We start from the raw sequence: 20,450 nt of genomic DNA, 5'->3' as shown, positions 1-20,450 counted from the left end.
GGCGCCTCACGCCCTCAATCGATTGATCTGAAAGGGAATTTATTCCATACACGCCGCAGGAACGGCGGGTTACCATCGGCAATAACGCAGGATCTGCAGTCCCGGCCCGCCAATTGCGCACATCGTGCAGCGCGGCGCTTGGCCCCAACGCCCCAAGAAGCCCGCCATGTCAGCCAAAGCGCCCGATCGCACCGACCTGAAGATCCTCGACGTCCTGCAGCAGGATGCACGGATCACCAACCAGGCCCTGGCCGACCGGGTGGCGCTGTCGCCCAGCGCCTGCCTGGCGCGGGTGCGGGCGCTGGAGCAGCGCGGCCTGATCCGCAGCTACCGCGCCCACGTGGCCGTGGACCGGATCCGCTCGGCGACCATCGTGCTGGCGCAGGTCACCTTCAAGCAGCACGCCCTGGACGAGTTCACCGAGTTCGACCGCCGCATCCTGGACATGCCCGAGGTGGTCGAGGCCAGCCGCGTCTCCGGCTCGTACGACTACCTGCTGCGCGTGATCGTGCACGACGTGCACCACTGGAAGGACATCGCGCGCGGCCTGCTGGGCGGCGACTACGGCGTGGAGAAGATCGTCTCCCACTTCCTGATGGACGAGGTCAAGCCGTTCTCCGGCTACCCGCTGACGCGCGACGCACCGCGCGGCTGACTCACACCGATCAGGTGCCGCCGAACAGGCTGAAAAGCAGCCCTGCCAGCGAGGCGAGCCATGAGATGCCCACGTAGAACCGCAGCTCCCTCGCCGTGAGCGTCCAGGCGAACCAGTCCAGCGTCACCAGAGCTCGCCATCCCTCCAGCGTGTCCGCGCCGTCCAGGAACACGACCCAGAAGCAGAAGACCGAATAGAGCGCAAAAAAGAGGATGGCCATGGCGTCGCGAGTCCCTGTGCGTAATGGGGCATCGCCCCTGCGGCATCCTGCCACAGGATTCGCCGACACCTCGCCGGCAATCAATCAGCGGTAGGCGCGTCTTCGTCCTGCGCATCGCCCGCGTCCATCCACATCGCGCCCCACACGTGGCCATCCGGGTCGCAGAAATCGCGGCCGTACATGGTGCCGTGGTCCTCGACCGGATTGATGTCGGTCGTGCCGCCATGACGTCCGGCCGCCTCAGCCATCGCATCCACCTCCTGGCGCGAGGCGCAGGAGATGTTCAACGCCACCTCGCTCGAGGTGCTCGGCGGGATCGGCCGCGTGGTGAACGTCGCCCAGCGCGCATGGGTCAGCAGCATCACGCTGATGGTCTCACTCCACTCCATCAGCGCCGCCGTGGGATCGGCGAACTTCGCACTGGGCGTGAAACCGACGGCCGTGTAGAACGCCCTGGACGCCTCCAGATCGGCGACGGGCAGGCTGATGGTGATGGTCTTGGTCACACGTAGCTCCAGGGGTCCGGGAACGGATTGGCCGGGCAGGCGACCATAGCGCGTCGGCTTGGCGACGCGTCAGGCCCCGACGCAGAACGAAACGACGGATTCGTAGAGCGCCTCAGGGCCGAGCGACGCACGCCGCCACCGCGCGTGAGCGCCCTCGGCGGCCAAGCGCCTGCCGACGGTGAGAGCCACAGGCTGATAGGCCTCCCACGCAGACTGCCAGCGCGTGTGACCCGTCCGCATCCGATGCTCGGTCACCAGCGCAACGACAACCTGTTCGAGCGCGGGAATCCGCGGCGCATGCACCGCGCAGGGGATCTCACGCATGAAGCCGTCGTCCTGCAGCAGGCGGGTGGCGCCAGCGGCCGGATCCCTCGCCGCGAAGTGGACGTTGCCGAGCTGCATCATGCGCAGCGCCCCCGCGCACATCGGACACGGCTCCACCGTCACGAAGAGCCGGGCCGCGCGCGGATCCAGCGTCGCCGGGACACCGGCGAAGGCCTCCATCTCGGCATGCGCCAAACGGTGGCTCGAGATCGCGTTCCCACCCCGGGAAACGATCGCGCCAGCCCCATCCGTGACCACCGCGCCAATCGGCGCAGCGTCCCGCCTGAGGTACGAGTCCACGGCAAGGCCGAATGCCTCTTGCCAGGCGGAGGGCAGCGACGACCAGCTTGATTTCACGTGCGTCCCACTCTTTCAGATAAGGCGACTCGCGCAGCGGAGTTAGATCGCATCGTGCGACGGCCTCGGCTTGAATCAAAGCAGGACAAGGAACAGCCCTAAGTTACCCCTGCCTACCGGGACACGGTACGGAGGTCAGAGCCACCGACTCAACGTTTCAAGCTGTTCGAACGATAGAGATCATCCAGGGCCTTGGGCGAATCGATCAGCACCTTCGCTAGGCCGATGCCGGCGAACATGCTCCGGTAGCGGCTGCGGTTAACTCTTGTCGCGCCGACGATGTGACGGATCATGTCCCACTTCACGCTGTCCTGCCCGCCCGCCAAGGCGCCGCGACGATCGCGCTCGAACCAGCAACGGCGAAAATAGCGGTAAAGGCTTGTCGTCGTGGGAACGTCGAGCAGGATGAGCCCGGTGGCCCACTCCAACCGTTGCGGAAGCAACCGGGAATAATTGCCGTCTACCACCCAGCGCGAGTCGGAGATCGCCGCATCGTGGAGTGCGGCGAACTCCTCGAAGGGCCTGGGCACCCAGTCTGTGTCGGGAAGGTGATGGAGCTGATCGAGGTGAACGACCTTCAGGCTACGCGCACAGCCTATCGCCTCCGCCAGCGTGGACTTGCCGCTGTTGGAAGGCCCCATGATGCAGATCCGTGGCCCCAACGCATCCAGCGTCATGGCGCGGGAGCGAGCACGAGGGAGCCATTCGCCTCGGCAGACCCGTTAGATTTCAGCGCGTGAAGCTGCCTAAAGACCAGCATCTCGTTTATACCCAACCCGTTTCGAGAAACGGTCTCGCGTTGAATGCGTCGCCAGCCCTTACGCCGAACACTGCAGCGCAAGGTGGAGATCTCTTACGGTGGCCCAGGTCTTGGTATCCACGGTACCAGTCGCCGTGACCTTATAGCTTCCGCAATCGCTGTTGTCGGGCAGCGGATTGAGCTCGCAGGTGCCGCTGTAACTGAACTTGCTCGTCTCACCGCGCGACAGCGTTTCCGCGGTACAAGGCCCGAGCACTTTGACGAACACCTCGTTGGTGGCCTTGATGTGGTGAATGAGGGCCGCGTCGTCCTGGGTGAGATCGGCACCACTTGCCGCGCTTGAGAACGCGGCGCAAGCCAGCAGGCCTGCGATGAAGACTTGACGGGCTTTCATGAGGGCCGACACCGCGTGGACTCCGTCCGGAGCATCGCGGCGATTGTTCGGCTGGGAAGACGGAGCCGTCAAGATCATTTCCGCCCTGCAAGCATGATTCTTCTCGCCTCGTCGGCTTTAAAAAATGCATGTCGTCGCGAATATGCCTGCGGCGCCCGCATATGGCCTATGCAACAAAGCGCAGGCATCGCAGGACAAGGACGGCCATCGCTCGTCAAGGCGCGTCGGTCCGCCCGACGACCGGCGTGCGGATCAAGCTGCGCCTGGGCGAGGACCGGCCTGCACCGCTCCGGCGGTGACACTTTCGATCCAATCCTGGTAATGGCTCAGGCGCACGTTGCAGGTGATCTGGCCATACCGCCCTGGCGTCCTGATGCCGCTCTGCGGGTCCGACCACGAGGTCAGTCCGGCCAGTCGCCAGTCGTTCCCGGCCTGGAGCAGGACCGGACCGCCACTGTCGCCGCTTCCCGAGCCGCCCTCGAGCGGCAGCGCTGCCGATGGCGGATCGAACATGTAGCAGAGCCAGCGGCCGTCGGCGCTGGTGACCTTGTTGTAGGCGCGACGAAGTTCGGTGCGATGCGGGCTGCTGAATGCGTAGCCCTTGATCCCGTTGCCCGTGGCGCCGGCGCCCAGGATCTTGATGGTCTGGCCGAACTCGTCCTCGCCTACGTTGAGCGCGACGGGCGTGACGTCGGTAACGGGGCGCGCCAGCTTGATCAGTGCGATGTCATCGGAGGAGGAGAGCACCACGCGGAACAGGGTCCAGTCCCAGGTCGCTAGCGCCTGGTCGAGCAGCGCCTGCGACGGTTTCCTGTAACCAGGATGGACCACGAGGCGTTCGACCTCCCTGGGCGTCCCGTTCAAGATCACCTGCTTGATCTCGGTCTGCCACATGACCGCATGGGCGGCGGTCACCACCCATTGCGGCGCGATCAGGACACCATGTCCTTCGCCAGGCAGGTCGACCAGGGCCGGGAACTCCGACGCCGCGACGCGATACTTCGCATCGTCCACATCGTCTCGTATGACGATCGCGCCCGCGCCGAAGGGCAAGGCGAACAGTGCGAGCAGCAGAATGCGGAGCATGGTGCAGGTCCTTGTTGGTGGTCTCATCTGTTTCTTTCCCTGGCCTTTTCCCGGACGACAACGAGCGCCGCGACGACCAGATACGCGAGTGCCGCGGCCAACACGAGGGCGCCGTCTCCGAGAAACCACAGCTCGCCCCGCCCGCCGCGGGCAAGCGTGAGGGCCAGCGGCGCGGCGGTCCACAGGAACAAGGCGACGACCGACGCGGCGGTCGCGGTCAGCGTCCAGAACAGGACGCGGCGCAGCCAACGCCAGCGATACGCACGCTCCCTCATGACCAAGGCAGCGGACTCAGTGAAGCCGCACGACCGGTGCCACCAGAACCGCCCACAGCGCCAGCACCGCCAGGAAGTTCACGGTGAATACGAGCCCGCGCAGGCGCAGGTTGGGGATGAAGATCTGCACGAGGCTGTGCAGCACGCGCCCGGCGACGAACAGCCAGGCCAGGCCGACCACCAAAGGCCCCGTCGTGCCCTGCATCAGCAGCAGCACGCAGGCGACATGGAAGAACAGAGGCCATTCGAACTGGTTGGAGAGGTTGGCGCCGATGCGCGGCTCCAGCTGCGCGAAGGGGTTGCCGCCATCGCGCGCGCGGCCGATGCCCCACACGGCCGGTGCGCGCGCCACGGTCAGGGCGACGTAGAGCAGGGCGGCCAGCGCGACATGCGCAGCCATCGGCGGGATCAGCGTGGATGTCATCGGCGATGCGTCCTTGTCCTGGGGCGGTCGTGCGGCGCGGCCGGTTTGCGCTAGGACTTCGGCTGTGCCGCCGCCCAATCCTGCGCCTGCTGCATCACGCGCAGGACGTTACCACTCCAGATATCGGCGATCTGCTGTTCGCTATAGCCCTTGCGCAGCAGCCAGGCGGTGATCTTGGGCAGGTCGGCGACATCCTCCATGCCGGGCAGCCCGCCGCCGCCGTCCCAGTCCATGCCGATACCCACGTGTTCGGGGCCGATCAGCTTGAGCACGTGCTCCAGATGGGCGAAGAAGTCGTCCAGCGTGGCGTGCCTGACTGGGTACTTGGCATCCAGCGCCTTCAGGTCGGCGGCCAGGCGCACGCCGTCAGCCGTCTTCATGCCGGCCTCGCCGCCGTACTTGTCCTGCAGCGCCTGCTCGGCGGCCTTGCGCTCGGGCGTGGCGCCGGTGTCGATCAGATAGCCCTGGTAGGAGTTCATCTGGATCACGCCACCGTGCGCGGCCAGCACCTTCAGGCGCGCGTCGTCGATGTTGCGCGGATGGTCGTGCACGGCGCGCGCGCCGCTGTGCGAGAGCAGAATCGGCACCGGCGAGCGCGCGATCAGCTGGTCGAACACCTCGTCCGAGGCATGCGACTGGTCGATGACGATGCCGAGCCTCTGCGCGGCCTGCACCAGCTGCCGGCCCGCCGGGCTCAGGCCATGCCACTCGGGCCCCTTGGGGTCGGTGGCCGAGTCGGCGAACTCGTTGTTGATGAAGTGCACCGTGCTCATCAGGCGCAGGCCCTGCCCGTAATAGAACGACAGCAGCGTGGGGTCGGCCGCCAGCGGGCTGGCGTTCTCCATGCTGATGTAGACCACGCGCTTGCCCTGCGCCTTGATGCGCGCCGCGTCGGCCGGGGTGGTCGCTTCGGCGAACTGCTGCGGGTGCGCGGCCAGCATCTCGCGGATCTGCGACAGGCGCTTGAGGCCGGCGTCGCGATCCTCCAGATGCGCCCTGGCGCTGCGATCGCCCTGGTCGGTGTAGATGGCCCAGAAGCCGCCATCCAGCGCGCCGGCCTGCATGCGCGGCAGGTCCACCTGCGACAGCGCGTTGCCCGGATGCGCGGCCAGGAGGTCGAAGTCCGCCCGCGGGAAGTTGGCCGGCGTGTCCAGGTGCGAATCGAGCGTCAGCAGCCTGCTCTGCAGCGCCTTCGCGCGCGCCAGCTCCTGCGGGCTGAACTCGATGGCGTGTGCGGCCGACAGCGGCAGCAGGGCGAGCAGGCAGGCGGACAGCAGCGATGAGCGGGCCATGGCGGAGGTGCGTTGCGGCGGAAGCGGCCAACGCTAGCAGCGTCGCGCTGGACGAACCAGCGCGACGTGGGGATCACGGCTTGGCGTGCGCCGGTGTCGGCGCCGATTCCGAGGCAGGTACCGATGCCGCACCGGCTGCGGTGGGCAGCTGCGTCTGCATCCAGTCCAGCACGCGCTGCAGGATGTCGCGGCGCAGCGCTTGCTCCTGCGGCCAATGCGTGGTGCGCGGGTACAGCGTCAGCTCGGCAGGGGTGCCGTTGAAGCGCAGCGCACGGTAGAACGCCTCGCCCTGGAAGGTCGGCACGCGCTCGTCGGCCTGGCCGTGCAGCACCAGCACCGGCACGTGGACGTCGTTGGCCGCGCGCAGCGGCGAGCGTGCATCCAGCAGCGCGCGGCGATCGAGCGGGTTGCCGTCGAAGTAGCCGGGCAGGAAGTCCAGCACATCGGTGGTCAGGGCCATGGTGTACAGGTCGGTCACGCCGGCGCCGACGATCGCGGTGCGGAAGCGGTCGCTGTGGCCGACCGCCCACGCCGCCAGGTAGCCGCCGTAGCTCCAGCCGCCGATCGCCAGGCGCTGCGGGTCGGCGATGCCCTGCGCGACCGCCAGGTCCACACCATCGAGCACGTCCTGGAAGTCGCCGCCGCCCCAGTCGCTGCGGATCGCCTCGGTGAACGCCGCCCCCTGCCCTTCCGAACCGCGCGGGTTGGGCAGCAGCACCGCGTAGCCGTGCGAGGCCAGCATCTGCGCCCAGTCGTGCCAGGAGCCCAGCCAGCCCGACCACCAGGCCCAGGCCGGGCCACCGTGGATCTGCACCAGCGTCGGCAGCGGGCCGTCGGCCGGGGTCCAGCCCGGGGGCAGCACGACCTCGCCATGGACCGTGCGGCCGTCATGCGTGTTGTGCCAGGTCAGGGTCTGCAGGCGGCCCAGCGACCAGCCGGCCACCTGCGGATTGGTGTCGGTCAGCGCGCGGGCGCGCCGGCCGCGCAGCAGCCAGACTTCGGACGGCTGATGGGTGCCCTGGCCGAGGAACGCCACGGTGCCGTCTTGGGCCACGCTGAAGGCCTGCCAGGGCGCCTGCACCTGCGCCAGCGGCTTCCAACGGCCATCGCAGGCGCCGGCCTGGAGAAACTGCGCGTCCATGCCCTGCAGGCCCTGCACCACCACGGTGTGCGCATCGCGCCAGCGTCCGCCCCACGGCGTGCCCGGCCAGCCGGGCGCGACCTCGCAGACGCGGTCGTCGGCCAGCGTGCGCACCACCAGCCGATAGGCCATCTTCGAGGCCGATTGCTCGCGGTAGAGCAGGCGCGTGCCGTCGGGCGACCACTGCGCCGCCTCGCCGCCGACGGTGCCGGGCAGGGTCTTGAGCAGGCGGCCATCGCCGGCATCGACGATCACCAGCCGCGCGCGGTTCCAGTGCTCGTTCAAGCCCGGCCGGTCGGCCACCCGCAGCGCCAGGCGCCGGCCATCGGGCGCCCACGACAGTGCCGAGACCTCCTGCTGCGGCGGGCTGACCGCCACCGGCGCGCCGTCGGGCAGGCGCTTGACCCAGGCCTGGTTGAATTCGCGCGGATGGTCCACCTCGATCGCGTCGTCGCCGGCCTTGGTGCGCGCCTTCTGCTGCGCCGACGGCGCCTGGCGCGCCAGCCAGGCGATGGACTGGCCGTCGGGCGACCAGGCGAAGTCGGAAAGCCCGCCGGGCGCATCGCTGAGCCGCTGCGCCGCCGCACCCGGCGCATCGACGACCCAGAGCTGCTGCTTCGGCGCGTCGTCCTCGCCCTCGGCCTTGTCGGCGGACGGCGCCGCCACTGGCGCCGGCGCCGCGCCCGGCGGCTTGCGATCGGACAGGAAGGCCAGCCGGCGCCCGTCCGGCGACCAACGCGGGTGGTTCTCGCTGGCCGCCTCCGGCGCGTCCACCTGCCACGACGGCGCGCCGTCGATCCCGACCACCCGCACGCGGTCCTTGGGCGGCTTGCGCGCCGGCCCCGGGGTGGCCACCACATAGGCCACCGCCTTGCCGTCCGGGGCGATCTGGGGGTCGTCGACCTCCTTCAGCGCCACCACGTCGGCCGGCATGATCGGCCGCGCGGACTGGGCAGCGGCCACCGGCACCGCGGCCCACAGCGCCAGGCAGGCCGCGGCCCGCCACGCCATCGCGGTGGACATGCTCAGAAGTCCAGCTTGAGGTTGAGCGCGACGGTGCGCGGCGCGCCGATCGCGAACTCGTTGAAACCGCCCTGCCAGTAGTTGCGGTCGAACACGTTGTCCACGCCCAGGCGGAGCGTCGTCGGGTGGCCGCCCCAGCGCGTGGCGTAGCTGCCGCCCAGGTCGGTCACCGCATAGCCCTTGGCGTAGACCGTGGCCTGCGAGGCGACGTTGTTGTAGACGGCGGTCTGTCCGTACCACTTCATGCTGGCGTAGGCGGCCAGGCCCGGCACCGCGTCGAAGGCATAGCTGGCATCCGCAGTGGCGCTGAAGCGCGGCGTGCCGGCGAGCTGGCGGCCGACCAGCCACGGCGTGCCGGTCTTGTCGTAGGTCGCATCCATCCAGATCGCCGAGGTGCCGACCTCGAACTGCGGGGTGAAGTGGTAGCGCGCTTCCAGCTCCAGGCCGTCGTAGCGCAGGTTGCCGTCCTGCACGTAGACGTTGGCGGCGTTGGCGTACTCGGCGCCGCGGTTGATCCGGAACAGCGCCGCGCCCGTGGTCAACGCGCCGGTCTCGATCTTGTAGCCCAGCTCGTACTGGTCGCTCTGGATCGGCCCGAGCTGCTGGCCCGCGTTGGCATACCAGCTGCCCACGGTCGTGCCCTGTTCCAGCGACTCCACGTAGCTCAGGTACAGGGTCGAGTCGGGGGTGGGCTTGAACATCAGCGCCACCGTCGGCGTCCACACCGGCTTGCGGTAGCGCACGCTCACATCGGTGGTGTCCCAGGTGTAGGCCACCTGGCGGTAGCTGTTGAAGCGCGCGCCCAGCAGCGCCGACCAGCGATCGCTGAAGTGGATCGTGTCGCTGCCGAAGGCCGCGAACTGCTCGGTCTGCGAGTACAGGAACATGTTGTGCGTGGCCGCCGCGGCGGTCCAGGCCAGCCGCACCCGGTCAGCCAGGCGCGCGCTGCCGATCACCGCCCACGAGCCGATGTTGCCGTCGCCCAGGTCCAGCTTCATCAGTTGCCAGGATGCGCCCACGACCAGATCGTGGCGCAGGGGACCGGTGTCCAGGCTGCCCTGCACCAGCCCCTGGATGAAGCGGAAATCCCAGGCGTCCTTGCCGTCGAACACCCAGTCGTCATAGCGCCCATCGGGGCCGTCCAGTTCGAAGTACTCCTGCTTGAGCCGGTAGTGGTCGCGCAGTTCGCCGGCGCTGAGCGTGGCGCTCCAGTTGGGCGCGAAGTCCCAGCGCAGACTGGAGGTGAGCATCGAGAAGGTGTTGTAGTTCAGCGTCGCCGGCGAGGAATAGTTGGTGCGGCCGGTCACGCCCTTGGGCAGGTACTTCAGGGCGTAGGCCCAGGGATAGAAGTAAGGCGTCGGCTCGTCGATGCGGCGATCCTGGTAGAGCGCATCGACCGACAGCACCAGATCCGGGGCGATCTTGTACTGCAGCGCGACGGCGGCGGCGTCGCGATGGATCTCGCCGCCGGAATAGAAGCTGCCGGCCTCGTGCGTGGCGTTCAGACGGTAGCCGAAGCGGCCGTCGTCGCCGGACTGTCCGCCGTAGTCCACATGCGCGCCGAACACCGCGTCGGTCCGGTAGAACAGGTCCACGCTGGCCACATCGCCCGCCGGCTTCTTGGTGACGTAGTTGACGATGCCGCCGGGCTGGCCGAAGCCGTACATGAAGCCGCTGGCGCCCTTGAGGATCTGCACCTGGTCCATCATCTCCAGCGGCAGGTTCACGCCGAACAGCGCGGTCGGCATGCCGTTGACCTTCATGCTGTCCTCGAAGCTCAGCGGCAGGCCACGCACGACCAGGCGCGAGGACCAGCCGTTGTAGTCGCTGCCAGCGCTGCGCGAGACGCTGGCGTCGCGCGCGAACACGTCCAGCAGCGAGACCGGCTGGTACTTCTCCAGCTGCTGCGCATCGACGCTGTTGACCGAGAACGGTGTGTCCACCGCGGCCTTGTCGCCCAGCGCGCCGTTGCCTTCGCTTTCGCGCTTGCCCTTGACCTGCAGCTTGTCGAGTTCCTTGACGTCCTTGCCGTCGGTGGTGGATTGGGCGGCCGCCGGCGACGCCGACAGGGCAAGCAGCAGCGCGACAGCCAGCGGGCTGCAGACGAGGGCGGGGAGGCGCGAGGACAGGGAACGACGGGCGGCGGACATGGAGGTCTCCGGGACAGGCAGGCGTGGAGGGACAGGCCGCCACCTCGTCCCCCATCAGGAGACAAGCGGCAGCGGCGCGGGAGGCGGGTGTTGAAACAGGTGGCAGTCGAGGTCCGGCCCTGAAGGCCGCGGCAATCGGCGGATCGGTCCCCTTACGCCGCCGACCGCTCCGGTCAGCGGGGATCCGCCTGCGGTCCCTGCACGCACATGGTCTGCGTAAAAACGGCGTGATCGCAATGCAGCATTTCTATCGAATGCATCAGGTCAGCTAATGGATTTCCCGCTGATCCCGAGCCGCTCCAGCGTCCTGGCCTGGCTCGCCTCCATGCGCAGCAGCAGCCAGCGCACCAGCTGCTCGAGCGCCGACCCGGCCCGCATCGGCGCCAGCGACATCATCCGGTAGTGCGCGCTCGGAACCGGCACCACGCAGCAGGCCGGCACCAGCTGCCGCGACTGCAGCATGCGCTCGACGCTGACCGAGCGCGCCATCGCCAGGCCGTCGCCGTACATCGCGGCCTGGTAGGCCAGATAGGCGAGGTTGAAGCGCTGCTCGGCGGTGATCTTCCACGCATCGGCGCAGCGCGCGCCGCCCCCTTCGAACCACTCGCGCCACTCGGCGCCCTGGCGCTCGCCTTCCTGCCAGACGTTGTCGTCGTGCAGCGCCAGCACCTCGCGTCCGCCGGTGCACGTTTCCAGGCGGGACAGCGTGGCCGGCGAGCACACCGGGAAAATCAGTTCGCGGAAGCTGGCCAGCTGGTGCAGGCCGCTGACCTGCACGTGCGAGTAGCCGATCACCAGGTCGACCCGCTGGTCCTCCATCCAGTAGACGTCCGGCGCGACCATCTCGGCGCGGATGTGCACTTCCAGGCCCGGGCTGCCGCGGTACAGGTCGGGCAGATTGGGCATCAGCCACTCGATGGCCAGGGTGGGCGGGCAGGCGACCACCAGGGTCTGCTGGCGCAGGCGCCCGATCTGCACCAGCGCCTCGTTGACCGTGCCGGAGGCGTCGTTGAACGCGGCCAGCAGCACCTCGCCGGCCCGGGTCAGGGAGATGCGGCGGTTGTGGCGCTCGAACAGGGGCACGCCCAGGCGCGCCTCCAGCCGCAGCACGCGCTGGCTGACCGCGCCCTGGGTCACGCTCAGCGCGGAGGCGGCCTGGGTGATGCTGCCCGCGCGCGCGGCCGCGCGAAAAAACCAGAGATCGGACAGCAGCTGGCTGTCCAGCCGCTGCAAAGCAGGTTGGCATCCTTCAAGCGATGGTGTGGACACGCAGCGGCCCCGGATCTGGGTCGCGTACCGCCTCCCCGCGGTCGCCCCCAGGGCCGCATCATGCAGAGCCGACGCGCCGGCGCGCAAGACACCGCGCGGGCGTCGGCGAGTGGCCTGAGCACGGCGATCCATCCGCTGCACCTTCGGCCGAAGCGCCGCGCGGCGCCGATCTCCCCAGGTTGCACGGCACGGGCCCGGGTGGTTCACTCGGCCCCTCGCCTGGCTGGATGCCACCCTGGGGCCAGCAGCGACCTACCGCTGTGTGAGGATTGCCCGCCCCCATGCGCCTTGCCGCTTCGATCCTTCCCCTGCTGGCGGCCTGCGTGGCATTGCCGGCCTGTTCGCGGGCCCCGCTGTCCGCGCCTTCCAAGGAGGAACCCGCCGTGACCACCGCCCCCCCTTCCGCCGCCGCCACGCCGCCCCCGCAGGCGGGTGCCGTCCTGCAGCGCGTGCTCGACCTGATCCAGGGCAGCCATGCGCTGGCGGACCTGACCCCGGCACGGGTCGAGCAGACGATGGGCATCCGCCTGGAGCGCGCGCGCGACGGCAGCGCCCGCTACGGCGTCGGTGCCGCGCTGGACCCGCCGTGGTCCTACACGATCGAACTGGACGCCACGGCCCCGGATGCGGCCAAGTTCGCGTTCAACTTCGCGCCGGCCTCGGCGGACGCGGCGATGACCCCGGTCTGCCAGCTGGACTACGACGCCTTCGGCCAGCGGCTCGAGGCGCTGGGCTTCACCCGCACGCCCTACAACGCCGAGCACGGGCGCCTGGTCAAGGAATGGTTCGACAAGCCGGGCCTGCGGGTGAGCGTCTATCCGCAGGGTGAGTCGGACGGTGCCGCCGAGCATCGCTGCGTACGCACGGTGACCATCCCCTAACGGCCAGGGAGTGCCGACATGCCACTGACCAAGGAAGCACAGGCGCTGGTCGATGCGTTCGCCAAACAGCCCGGCGTCACCGCCGACCAGGCCGCCAATCTCTCCGGCGTGATCAACCATTCGCCGGCGCTGGTCGACCAGATCAACCAGGCCGTCAAGCTCGGCCATCTCAAGCACATCGTGCCGCTGCCGCTGGGCACCCATGCCGGGGGCGAGTACAACGGCACGGCCAAGGAGATGCGTCTGCCTCTGTCGATGCTGACCAGTCCGCCCAAGGGCGTGCCCTTCGACGCCGGCGAACCTACCTTCGTACTGGGGCACGAGTTGCAGCACGGCTTCAACCACGCCGCGACCGAGCAGGCCACCACGGCCTTCGTCGCCGCCGCCAAGCACGTGGCCCAGGGCAAGGGCCCGACGCACGACTACACGGCCGCGCTTGGCGCGCTGATCGCCGCCAACCGTCGCGACGAGGCGGGCGCGGAGGTGGCCGGCTGGAACGCCCTGGTCAGCCGGGTCCAGCACGGCAAGCCCAAGGCGACGCTGGAGGATGTCTACAACGCCAATCCCTTCCGCGCGGGCGATTTCATCGACCGCACCGGCGCGCCGCCCAACTACCACTATGCCGCCAAGCCCAACATCACCCTGGGCAAGGACCTGCACATGCAGGCGACCTCGGCCAACCTCGAGGGCATGGGCCGCAATTACTTCGATCACCCGCCGGCCCAGGCGCGGCTGGGCCATCACGGCAACTCGGACTACGCCAACTACTACGGGGCCTGGGGCACGGGCGTGATCGTGCAGTCCGAGCGCGCCTATGGCGATGGCAAGGCACAGCTGCAGATGAACCTGAAACAGCTGCATCTGTCCGAGAAGCTGATGGAGCAGAACGGGCTCAACCTGGGCAGCAACACCTCGCCCATGCCCTATCGCGACACCAGCACCACCCCGCCGACGGCGCACCACTTCGACCACACCGCCACGACCTTCACCCACGTCCCCATCGTGTTCCAGGGCGTGGCCGGTCCGATGGTCGAGCCGGCGCGCGAAGGGCCCTCGCGGCCCGGCCATCCCGACCACGCGTTGTTCAAGCAGATCGAGGCCGGCGTGGCCGCGCAGGGCCTGGCCCGCGGCGAGGATGCCGACCGCATGAGCCACAGCCTGCTCGCACTGGCCAAGGAACAGGGCATCAGCCGCGCCGACCACATCGTGCTCGGGCGCGGCGGCGAGGGCGGGCAGGTCAACGTGTTCGTGATCCAGGGCCAGCTGCAGGATCCCGCCCAGCGCCGCGCTTCGATCGACGCGGGCCAGGCCATGCAGACCCCGCAGGGCGCGTCGATCCAGCGGATCGAGCAGGCCAACGCCGCCCAGACGCCGGCCTCCCCGCAGCCGTCAGCGCCGGCCCAGGAGCCGGCGCGGCTGACACACTAGGCGCCCAGCCGCCAGAAGGTGCGTCGCCATGCGATTCCACAACCTGATCCCCAAGATCTTCTACGACCGGCTGGAGGACGGGCTGGCCTTCTTCGTCGATGCGCTGGGCTTTGCGGTGCTGTACCAGGACGCGGACATGGCGGTGGTCGCGCGCGACGGGGCCAAGGCCTATCTGGTGGAGAACGCCGAGTGGGCGGCCAAGGACCGGCCCGAACTGGGCATCGAGGTCGACGACATCGAGGCGGTGCACGCCGAGCTGGCCGCGCGCGCGCCGCAGCGGCTACACCCCAACCTGCCCACGGTGCGACTGCAGCCGTGGGGCGCGCGGGAATTCGCGATGCTCGACCCGAGCACGGTGTGCGTGGTCTTCCGTCAATGGCCCAAGGCCTGAAGCGCTTGGGCCTGCGCCGCTAGAACACCCGGCAGAACACCGCCTTGAGGTAGCGCGATTCCTGCACGTGGGCCATGAAGGGATGGTCGGGGCCGGCGCCGGCGACCTTGAGGATCTGGATGGTGCGGCCGGAGAAGTAGGCCGCGCGGCGCAGCATGTCCAGGAACTGCTCCTCGCTCACCAGCCCGGTGCACGAGAACGTGGCGAACAGCCCGCCGGGCTTGACCACGCCCAGCGCGAGCTTGTTCATGTCCAGGTACTTCTTCAGCGCGGCGATGACCTGCTCGCGGTCGCGCGTCATCTTGGCCGGGTCCAGGATCACCACGTCATAGGCATCGCCGCGCGCGGCCGCATCGCGCAGGTAAGGGAAGATGTCGGCCTGCACGAACTTGGGCTTGACGTTGTTCAGGCGCGCATTGCCCTTGGCGATGGCGATCACGTCCTGGTCGATGTCCACGCCCAGCACCTCGCTGGCCCCGCGCGCGGCGGCGTACACGGCGAAGCCACCGGTGTTGCAGCACAGGTCGAGCACGGTCTTGCCTGCCACGTGCTGGCTCAGCCACTGGCGGTTCTCGCGCTGGTCGGCGAAGAAGCCGGTCTTGTGCGCACCGGCCGGGTCGGCGCGGAACTTCACGCCGTATTCGGTGATGACCTCGCTCTCGGTGCCCGAGGTGCTGTGGAAGTCGAAGCTCTCCTGCTTCTGCACGTGCTCGTCGGCGAAGCTGTGGAAGCGACAGCCCGGGAACTGCGCGCGCAGCGCGTCGAAGATCCACTCGCGATGGCGGAACATGCCGGCGGCGAAGAACTCCACCACGATCAGGTCGCCGTAGCGGTCCACCACCAGGCCGGACAGGCCATCGCCTTCGGCATGCACCACGCGCCAGGCGTCGGTGGTCTCGTCCAGCCTGAGCACCTCGCGGCGCAGGGACACGGCCTGGGCGATCTTGTCGTGGAACCAGGCCGCATCGACCTGCACGTCCGGATCGGTCTCCAGGATGCGCACGGCGATGCGCGAATGGCCGTTGTAGAAGCCGCGCCCCACCCAATCGCCGTCCACGCCGAACACGTCGACGATGGTGCCCGGCTTGGGCTTCTGCGGCGGCTTGTCCACCAGTTTCTGGAAGATCCACGGATGGCTGGAACGCCAGGCGTTCTTCAGGCGGACGGCAGGATTGGGCATGTTCATCGGCCTATTGTAGAAGGCCGGGCACCTGTAGAGCGGAGCTTGCTCCGCTGGGCCTTCCCGATGATCCGGCTCAAAAGCAGCGGAGCGAGCTCCGCTCTACAAGGGGGCGCGAGCTGATTGGGAGAGGTGGCGGCGCCTACGGCAGCGCACTCGTCCCGGCTGCCGGAACACTGCGGTCCCCGCATGCCGGCTGCGGCGCTTTGCCCCGCCCTGCCCGGGGGGCCACAATGGCGCGCTTGGTCGCCGCCAGCCGCTGCCCCCGCCTCGATGCCCGGGCCGCCTTCGCCACCGGCGGCGTCACCCGTGCAGTCGCCCCCGCGCCTGCTGCCCCGTCACTGCAAGAGAGACAACGCCCGCAATGTCCAGCACGCCCAAGATCCTGTACACGCTGACCGACGAAGCCCCGTTCCTGGCCACGCAGTCGTTCCTGCCCATCGTCGACGCCTATACCGACACCGCCGGCATCGTGGTCGAGACCCGCGACATCTCGCTGGCCGGGCGCATCCTGGCGCAATTCCCCGACCTGCTGAGCGATGCGCAGAAGGTCTCCGACGACCTGACCGAACTGGGCGCGCTGGCCACCACGCCCGAAGCCAACATCATCAAGCTGCCCAACATCTCCGCCTCGGTGCCGCAGCTCAAGGCCGCGATCAAGGAGCTGCAGGACCAGGGCTATCCGCTGCCGGCCTACCCCGACGAGCCCAAGACCGACGCGGAGAAGGATGCCAAGGCGCGCTATGACCGGGTCAAGGGCAGCGCGGTCAACCCGGTGCTGCGCGAGGGCAACTCCGACCGCCGCGCGCCGCTGTCGGTGAAGAACTACGCCCGCAAGCACCCGCACCGCATGGGCAAGTGGTCTTCCGATTCGAAGACCCATGTGGCGCACATGGAGTCCGGCGACTTCTACGGTAGCGAGCGTTCGGCCACGCTGGGCGCGGCCGGCGCGCTGAAGATCACCTTCGTCGGCGCCGATGGAAGCAGCACGGTGCTCAAGGACAAGGTGGCGGTGAAGGAAGGCGAGGTGGTCGATGCCTCGGTGCTCAGCCGCAAGGCGCTGGCCAGCTTCATCGATGCGCAGATCGAGGACGCCAAGGCCAAGGGCGTGCTGTTCTCGGTGCATCTGAAGGCCACGATGATGAAGGTCTCCGACCCGGTGCTGGTTCGGCATCGTGGTGGGCGAGTTCTACAAGGACGTGCTGGCCAAGCACGGCGAGGCGCTCAAGTCGGTGGGCTTCGACCCCAACAACGGCATCGGCGACCTGTACGCGGTGATCGGCAAGCTGCCGGCCGAGCAGGCCGAGGCGATCAAGGCCGACGTGGAGGCCGAGTACGCCAAGCGCCCGGCGCTGGCGATGGTCAACTCCGACAAGGGCATCACCAACCTGCACGTGCCCAGCGACGTCATCATCGACGCCTCGATGCCGGCGATGATCCGCGACAGCGGCAAGATGTGGAACGCCAAGGGCGAGCTGCAGGACACCAAGGCCGTGATCCCCGACCGCAGCTATGCCGGCGTGTACCAGGTGGTGATCGAGGACTGCAAGGCGCACGGCGCGTTCGACCCGGCCACCATGGGCAGCGTGCCCAACGTCGGCCTGATGGCGCAGAAGGCCGAGGAATACGGCAGCCACGACAAGACCTTCGTCATCCCCGGCGACGGCAAGGTGGTGGTGACCGACGATGCCGGCGCGACGGTGTTCGAAGACGCGGTGGAAGCCGGCGATGTGTGGCGCATGTGCCAGACCAAGGACGCGCCGATCCAGGACTGGGTCAAGCTGGCCGTCACCCGCGCTCGCCTGAGCGGCACGCCGGCGGTGTTCTGGCTGGATCCGCAGCGCGCGCACGACGCGCAGCTGATCGCCAAGGTCGAGCGGTACCTCAAGGACCACGACACCACCGGCCTGGACATCCGCATCCTCTCGCCGGTGGAGGCCACCGCGCTGTCGCTGGAACGCATCCGCAAGGGCGAGGACACCATCTCGGTCACCGGCAACGTGCTGCGCGACTACCTCACCGACCTGTTCCCGATCATGGAGCTGGGCACCAGCGCCAAGATGCTCTCCATCGTGCCGCTGATGGCCGGCGGCGGGCTGTTCGAGACCGGCGCCGGCGGCAGCGCGCCCAAGCACGTGCAGCAGTTCGTCGAAGAGGGCTACCTGCGCTGGGATTCGCTGGGCGAGTTCCTGGCGCTGGCCGCCTCGCTGGAGCACCTGGGCCAGACCTACGACAACCCCGCGGCGCTGACCCTGGCCAAGGCGCTGGACGTGGCCAACGGCCAGTTCCTGGACAGCAACAAGTCGCCGGCGCGCAAGGTCGGCGAGATCGACAACCGCGGCAGCCACTTCTACCTGGCCCTGTACTGGGCCCAGGCCCTGGCCGCGCAGGACGAGCACGCCGAGCTGAAGGCCAAGTTCGCCCCGCTGGCCAAGGCGCTGGCCGAGCAGGAGGCCACCATCGTGGCCGAGCTCAACGGTGCCCAGGGCCGTCCGCAGGACATCGGCGGTTACTACCACCCGGACCTCACCAAGTGCGCCGCGGCGATGCGCCCGAGCAAGACCTTCAACGACGCGCTGGCCAAGCTGGGCAAGTAAGCCACCTCGACGCGTGACCCCGACGGGCCGCCTGCCGCAAAGCAGGCGGCCCGTCTGCGTTTGCGGCCGTCCTCAGCGGAACCCGGTGAGCGGTGCGTTCGCGCGCGCCGACTGGGCCTGATTGCGCGCCAGGCGCCGCGCGCGCTTGATCCTGCGGGCGCGTTGCGCGGCGGTGTCCTGCGCGGGCTCGACGCCCGCCAGGGAGCGGGCCAGCTCCACATCGACGATATGCCCGTGGTGGAACAGCAGGGCCTTGAACAGGTTCATATCGACATCTCCACTTGAGTGAAATCGACAATAAGCGCAGGCTCGAGCCACAAGAAGCGAGGCTTTCGCAAGCGAGTCTTGAATCCAGCTCAAGGGAAGTCCCATGTCGCGTCCCCCGCTGCACGCCCTGCATGGCTTCGTCATCGCCGCGCGCCTGGGCAACCTCTCGCGTGCCGCCGACGCGATGCATCTGACGGTCAGCGCGCTCAGTCATCAGATGCGCGGCCTCGAGCAGCGCCTGGGCTACCGCCTGCTGGAACGGCACGCGCGCGGCGTGCGCGTGACCGGGGACGGCCAGCGCCTGCTCGATCGCATCGGCCCGCACCTGGACGCCATCGCCCAGGCCTTCACGCCCTACGCGGCGCGGCGCGAGGACGTGCTGACACTGAGCATCACGCCCTCCATGGCCTCGGCCTGGCTGGTGCCACGGCTGAGCGGGTTCCTGGCGCTGCATCCCAAGATCGAGGTCAACCTGCTGTCGAGCGAGGCGCTGGTGGACTTCGCCCGCGAGCCGCAGATCGACGCGGCGCTGCGCATCGGCCACGGCGTCTGGCCCGAAGTGATGGCCGAACCCCTGTTCGAGGAATGGCTCACGCCCATGGCCAGCCCCGCGCTGATCCGGCGCATGGGCGGAAAGCGCCGGCCGCTGGTCGAATGGCCGCTGCTCGGCGACCCGGACGGCGAGTGGGAGCGCTGGTTCGCGCAGGAGGGCCTGACACCGCCTGCGCGCTACGTGGCCGTGCTCAACAGCTCCGAATCGCACCATCGCGCCGCCATGGACGGCGTGGGCGTGGCCCTGGGCCGGATCACACGCGCGCGGCTGCTGCTGGAGTCGGGCGATCTGGTACCGCTGTCGACGCGGCGGCTGAAGACCGCCTGGTCGCATTATCTCGTCTATCCGGAACGTTCCGCCCACCACCGCGGTTTCCTCGCCTTCCGCGACTGGCTGCGCGGCCAGGCACAGGAGCACGCGCAACAGACGCAGACGATGCCGGGCAGAACGACGACGGCGAGCGCCGCGCGCCAGCGACGCCGCCGCTGAAGCCGGCATGCGCGTGCAGCAGCGCGGTCAGTCGCGCGCGGGCGCGACGCGTTCCAGCGCGTCGATGTCGCCGGCGACGATCCGGTCCAGGTGCGCGGTGATGTGCGCAACCGGCCAGTCCCACCAGGCGATGGCCTCCAGCCGTGCGACCTGCGCCGGCGCGAAGCGCGCCTTGATCGGCCGCGCGGGGTTGCCGCCGACGATGGTGTAGGCCGGCACGTCGGCGGTGACCACCGCGCGCGCCGAGACGATCGCGCCGTTGCCGATGCGCACGCCCGGCATGATCAGGGCCTCGTAGCCGATCCACACGTCGTGGCCGATCACCGTATCGCCCTTGTACGGCAGCTCGCCCGGTTGCGGCATCACCGTCTCCCAGCCGTGGCCGAAGATCTGGAACGGATAGGTCGAGATGCCGGACAGCTTGTGGTTGGCGCCGTTCATGATGAACTTGGCGCCGCGCGCGATCGCGCAGAACCTGCCGATCACCAGCCGGTCGCCGATGAAGGGAAAGTGGTAGAGCACGTTGCGCTCGAAGCCTTCGGAGTCTTCCGGGTCGTCGTAGTAGGTGTACTCGCCGATCTCGATCAGCGGGTTGCGCACGGTGTTGCGGATGAAACACACCTGGGGAAAGCCCTGCATCGGATGCGGGGTCTCGGGACTGGGGCCGTGCATGCGGCATGCCTCGTCATCGAAGGATGGGCGCCGATGGTAACCAGTGGCGGGAGGCGAGGCGGTCAGCCGCGCGGAGGCTTCCTGGCGGGGCGCTTTCTTGGCCGCGGCCTTCTTTG

The 20,450-nt window shown here is 68.9% G+C and carries 20 protein-coding genes and 1 pseudogene; 6 read left to right on the top strand and 15 right to left on the bottom strand.

The annotated features are described in order from the left end of the window. The first annotated feature begins 166 nt into the window (after positions 1-166). Complete coding sequence (locus QE438_RS15185) at positions 167-655, top strand: Lrp/AsnC family transcriptional regulator (protein ID WP_130520497.1); 489 nt, start codon at positions 167-169, stop codon at positions 653-655. Positions 656-665: 10 nt separating this feature from the next. Here the strand turns inward: QE438_RS15185 and QE438_RS15180 are convergent, their stop codons facing one another. The 12 genes from QE438_RS15180 to QE438_RS15125 form a co-directional block, all read right to left on the bottom strand. Further along, on the bottom strand, positions 666-875 hold the full coding sequence (locus tag QE438_RS15180) for a hypothetical protein (protein WP_131660505.1): 210 nt from the start codon (positions 873-875) through the stop codon (positions 666-668). An 80-nt stretch (positions 876-955) separates the two neighbouring features. Continuing rightward, entirely contained in the window at positions 956-1,381 is a 426-nt protein-coding gene (locus QE438_RS15175) for a VOC family protein (RefSeq protein ID WP_130520493.1), read from the bottom strand. Positions 1,382-1,450: 69 nt separating this feature from the next. Continuing rightward, positions 1,451-2,062 (bottom strand): nucleoside deaminase, encoded by a 612-nt coding sequence (locus QE438_RS15170; RefSeq protein ID WP_306994503.1) that lies wholly within the window; start codon positions 2,060-2,062, stop codon positions 1,451-1,453. 149 nt (positions 2,063-2,211) lie between these two features. Beyond that, entirely contained in the window at positions 2,212-2,739 is a 528-nt protein-coding gene (locus QE438_RS15165; RefSeq protein WP_306994505.1) for an AAA family ATPase, read from the bottom strand. A 141-nt stretch (positions 2,740-2,880) separates the two neighbouring features. Then, positions 2,881-3,228, bottom strand: a complete 348-nt coding sequence (locus QE438_RS15160; protein ID WP_306994507.1) for a hypothetical protein — start codon at positions 3,226-3,228, stop codon at positions 2,881-2,883. Positions 3,229-3,468: 240 nt separating this feature from the next. Next, positions 3,469-4,302, bottom strand: coding sequence for a trypsin-like serine protease (locus QE438_RS15155; RefSeq protein ID WP_306994509.1), 834 nt, complete (start codon positions 4,300-4,302; stop codon positions 3,469-3,471). Between the two features lie 23 nt (positions 4,303-4,325). Next, positions 4,326-4,577: a hypothetical protein gene (locus QE438_RS15150; RefSeq protein ID WP_307184097.1), complete on the bottom strand. Its 252-nt coding sequence runs from the start codon at positions 4,575-4,577 to the stop codon at positions 4,326-4,328. Between the two features lie 16 nt (positions 4,578-4,593). Next, positions 4,594-5,001 carry an MAPEG family protein gene (locus QE438_RS15145; RefSeq protein WP_306994513.1) on the bottom strand — a complete coding sequence of 136 codons (408 nt, stop codon included), beginning with the start codon at positions 4,999-5,001 and terminating at the stop codon, positions 4,594-4,596. A gap of 50 nt (positions 5,002-5,051) precedes the next feature. Beyond that, positions 5,052-6,293 carry a dipeptidase gene (locus QE438_RS15140; RefSeq protein ID WP_306994515.1) on the bottom strand — a complete coding sequence of 414 codons (1,242 nt, stop codon included), beginning with the start codon at positions 6,291-6,293 and terminating at the stop codon, positions 5,052-5,054. Between the two features lie 73 nt (positions 6,294-6,366). Continuing rightward, positions 6,367-8,457: a S9 family peptidase gene (locus tag QE438_RS15135; RefSeq protein ID WP_306994517.1), complete on the bottom strand. Its 2,091-nt coding sequence runs from the start codon at positions 8,455-8,457 to the stop codon at positions 6,367-6,369. Positions 8,458-8,459: 2 nt separating this feature from the next. Further along, positions 8,460-10,607 carry a TonB-dependent receptor gene (locus QE438_RS15130; protein WP_307184098.1) on the bottom strand — a complete coding sequence of 716 codons (2,148 nt, stop codon included), beginning with the start codon at positions 10,605-10,607 and terminating at the stop codon, positions 8,460-8,462. Positions 10,608-10,871: 264 nt separating this feature from the next. After that, on the bottom strand, positions 10,872-11,840 hold the full coding sequence (locus QE438_RS15125; protein WP_306994520.1) for a LysR family transcriptional regulator: 969 nt from the start codon (positions 11,838-11,840) through the stop codon (positions 10,872-10,874). 419 nt (positions 11,841-12,259) lie between these two features. On the opposite strand from QE438_RS15125, the gene QE438_RS15120 reads away from it, so the two are divergent. Genes QE438_RS15120 through QE438_RS15110 form a run of 3 tightly spaced genes read left to right on the top strand, consistent with a single transcriptional unit; the run spans position 12,260 to position 14,576 of the window. Then, entirely contained in the window at positions 12,260-12,757 is a 498-nt protein-coding gene (locus tag QE438_RS15120; RefSeq protein ID WP_306994522.1) for a hypothetical protein, read from the top strand. An 18-nt stretch (positions 12,758-12,775) separates the two neighbouring features. After that, positions 12,776-14,185 carry an XVIPCD domain-containing protein gene (locus tag QE438_RS15115; RefSeq protein ID WP_306994525.1) on the top strand — a complete coding sequence of 470 codons (1,410 nt, stop codon included), beginning with the start codon at positions 12,776-12,778 and terminating at the stop codon, positions 14,183-14,185. Between the two features lie 28 nt (positions 14,186-14,213). Further along, positions 14,214-14,576 (top strand): hypothetical protein, encoded by a 363-nt coding sequence (locus tag QE438_RS15110; RefSeq protein WP_130520471.1) that lies wholly within the window; start codon positions 14,214-14,216, stop codon positions 14,574-14,576. A 19-nt stretch (positions 14,577-14,595) separates the two neighbouring features. On the opposite strand, the gene QE438_RS15105 is transcribed toward QE438_RS15110, so the two are convergent. Beyond that, a complete protein-coding gene (locus QE438_RS15105; RefSeq protein WP_306994527.1) occupies positions 14,596-15,762 on the bottom strand; it encodes a class I SAM-dependent rRNA methyltransferase in 1,167 nt (388 codons plus the stop codon). Between the two features lie 358 nt (positions 15,763-16,120). Between QE438_RS15105 and QE438_RS15100 the strand changes: the two are divergent. Beyond that, positions 16,121-18,353, top strand: a pseudogene (locus tag QE438_RS15100) (NADP-dependent isocitrate dehydrogenase). A 72-nt stretch (positions 18,354-18,425) separates the two neighbouring features. Here QE438_RS15100 and QE438_RS15095 read toward each other — a convergent pair. After that, positions 18,426-18,620, bottom strand: a complete 195-nt coding sequence (locus tag QE438_RS15095; RefSeq protein ID WP_306994531.1) for a hypothetical protein — start codon at positions 18,618-18,620, stop codon at positions 18,426-18,428. A 103-nt stretch (positions 18,621-18,723) separates the two neighbouring features. Between QE438_RS15095 and QE438_RS15090 the strand changes: the two genes are divergently transcribed. Beyond that, positions 18,724-19,662: a LysR substrate-binding domain-containing protein gene (locus QE438_RS15090; protein WP_306994532.1), complete on the top strand. Its 939-nt coding sequence runs from the start codon at positions 18,724-18,726 to the stop codon at positions 19,660-19,662. Between the two features lie 27 nt (positions 19,663-19,689). Here the strand turns inward: QE438_RS15090 and QE438_RS18940 are convergent, their stop codons facing one another. After that, positions 19,690-20,334, bottom strand: a complete 645-nt coding sequence (locus QE438_RS18940; RefSeq protein WP_306994534.1) for a Vat family streptogramin A O-acetyltransferase — start codon at positions 20,332-20,334, stop codon at positions 19,690-19,692. Positions 20,335-20,450: the final 116 nt, after the last annotated feature.

This window comes from Pseudoxanthomonas sp. SORGH_AS_0997, assembly GCF_031453535.1.
GTDB lineage: Bacteria > Pseudomonadota > Gammaproteobacteria > Xanthomonadales > Xanthomonadaceae > Pseudoxanthomonas_A > Pseudoxanthomonas_A winnipegensis.
The sequence above is the reverse complement of the archived record's forward strand: the minus strand, read 5'-3'. Positions and strand labels throughout refer to the sequence as shown.

Excerpts from the sequence above, each read along its gene's own strand:
- QE438_RS15185 (WP_130520497.1), top strand. The coding sequence starts at position 167 with ATGTCAGCCAAAGCGCCCGATCGCACCGACCTGAAGATCCTCGACGTC.
- QE438_RS15180 (WP_131660505.1), bottom strand. The coding sequence starts at position 875 with ATGGCCATCCTCTTTTTTGCGCTCTATTCGGTCTTCTGCTTCTGGGTC.
- QE438_RS15165 (WP_306994505.1), bottom strand. The coding sequence starts at position 2,739 with ATGACGCTGGATGCGTTGGGGCCACGGATCTGCATCATGGGGCCTTCC.
- QE438_RS15155 (WP_306994509.1), bottom strand. The coding sequence starts at position 4,302 with ATGCTCCGCATTCTGCTGCTCGCACTGTTCGCCTTGCCCTTCGGCGCG.
- QE438_RS15150 (WP_307184097.1), bottom strand. The coding sequence starts at position 4,577 with ATGAGGGAGCGTGCGTATCGCTGGCGTTGGCTGCGCCGCGTCCTGTTC.
- QE438_RS15145 (WP_306994513.1), bottom strand. The coding sequence starts at position 5,001 with ATGACATCCACGCTGATCCCGCCGATGGCTGCGCATGTCGCGCTGGCC.
- QE438_RS15140 (WP_306994515.1), bottom strand. The coding sequence starts at position 6,293 with ATGGCCCGCTCATCGCTGCTGTCCGCCTGCCTGCTCGCCCTGCTGCCG.
- QE438_RS15135 (WP_306994517.1), bottom strand. The coding sequence starts at position 8,457 with ATGTCCACCGCGATGGCGTGGCGGGCCGCGGCCTGCCTGGCGCTGTGG.
- QE438_RS15130 (WP_307184098.1), bottom strand. The coding sequence starts at position 10,607 with ATGTCCGCCGCCCGTCGTTCCCTGTCCTCGCGCCTCCCCGCCCTCGTC.
- QE438_RS15115 (WP_306994525.1), top strand. The coding sequence starts at position 12,776 with ATGCCACTGACCAAGGAAGCACAGGCGCTGGTCGATGCGTTCGCCAAA.
- QE438_RS15110 (WP_130520471.1), top strand. The coding sequence starts at position 14,214 with ATGCGATTCCACAACCTGATCCCCAAGATCTTCTACGACCGGCTGGAG.
- QE438_RS15105 (WP_306994527.1), bottom strand. The coding sequence starts at position 15,762 with ATGAACATGCCCAATCCTGCCGTCCGCCTGAAGAACGCCTGGCGTTCC.
- QE438_RS15095 (WP_306994531.1), bottom strand. The coding sequence starts at position 18,620 with ATGAACCTGTTCAAGGCCCTGCTGTTCCACCACGGGCATATCGTCGAT.
- QE438_RS15090 (WP_306994532.1), top strand. The coding sequence starts at position 18,724 with ATGTCGCGTCCCCCGCTGCACGCCCTGCATGGCTTCGTCATCGCCGCG.
- QE438_RS18940 (WP_306994534.1), bottom strand. The coding sequence starts at position 20,334 with ATGCACGGCCCCAGTCCCGAGACCCCGCATCCGATGCAGGGCTTTCCC.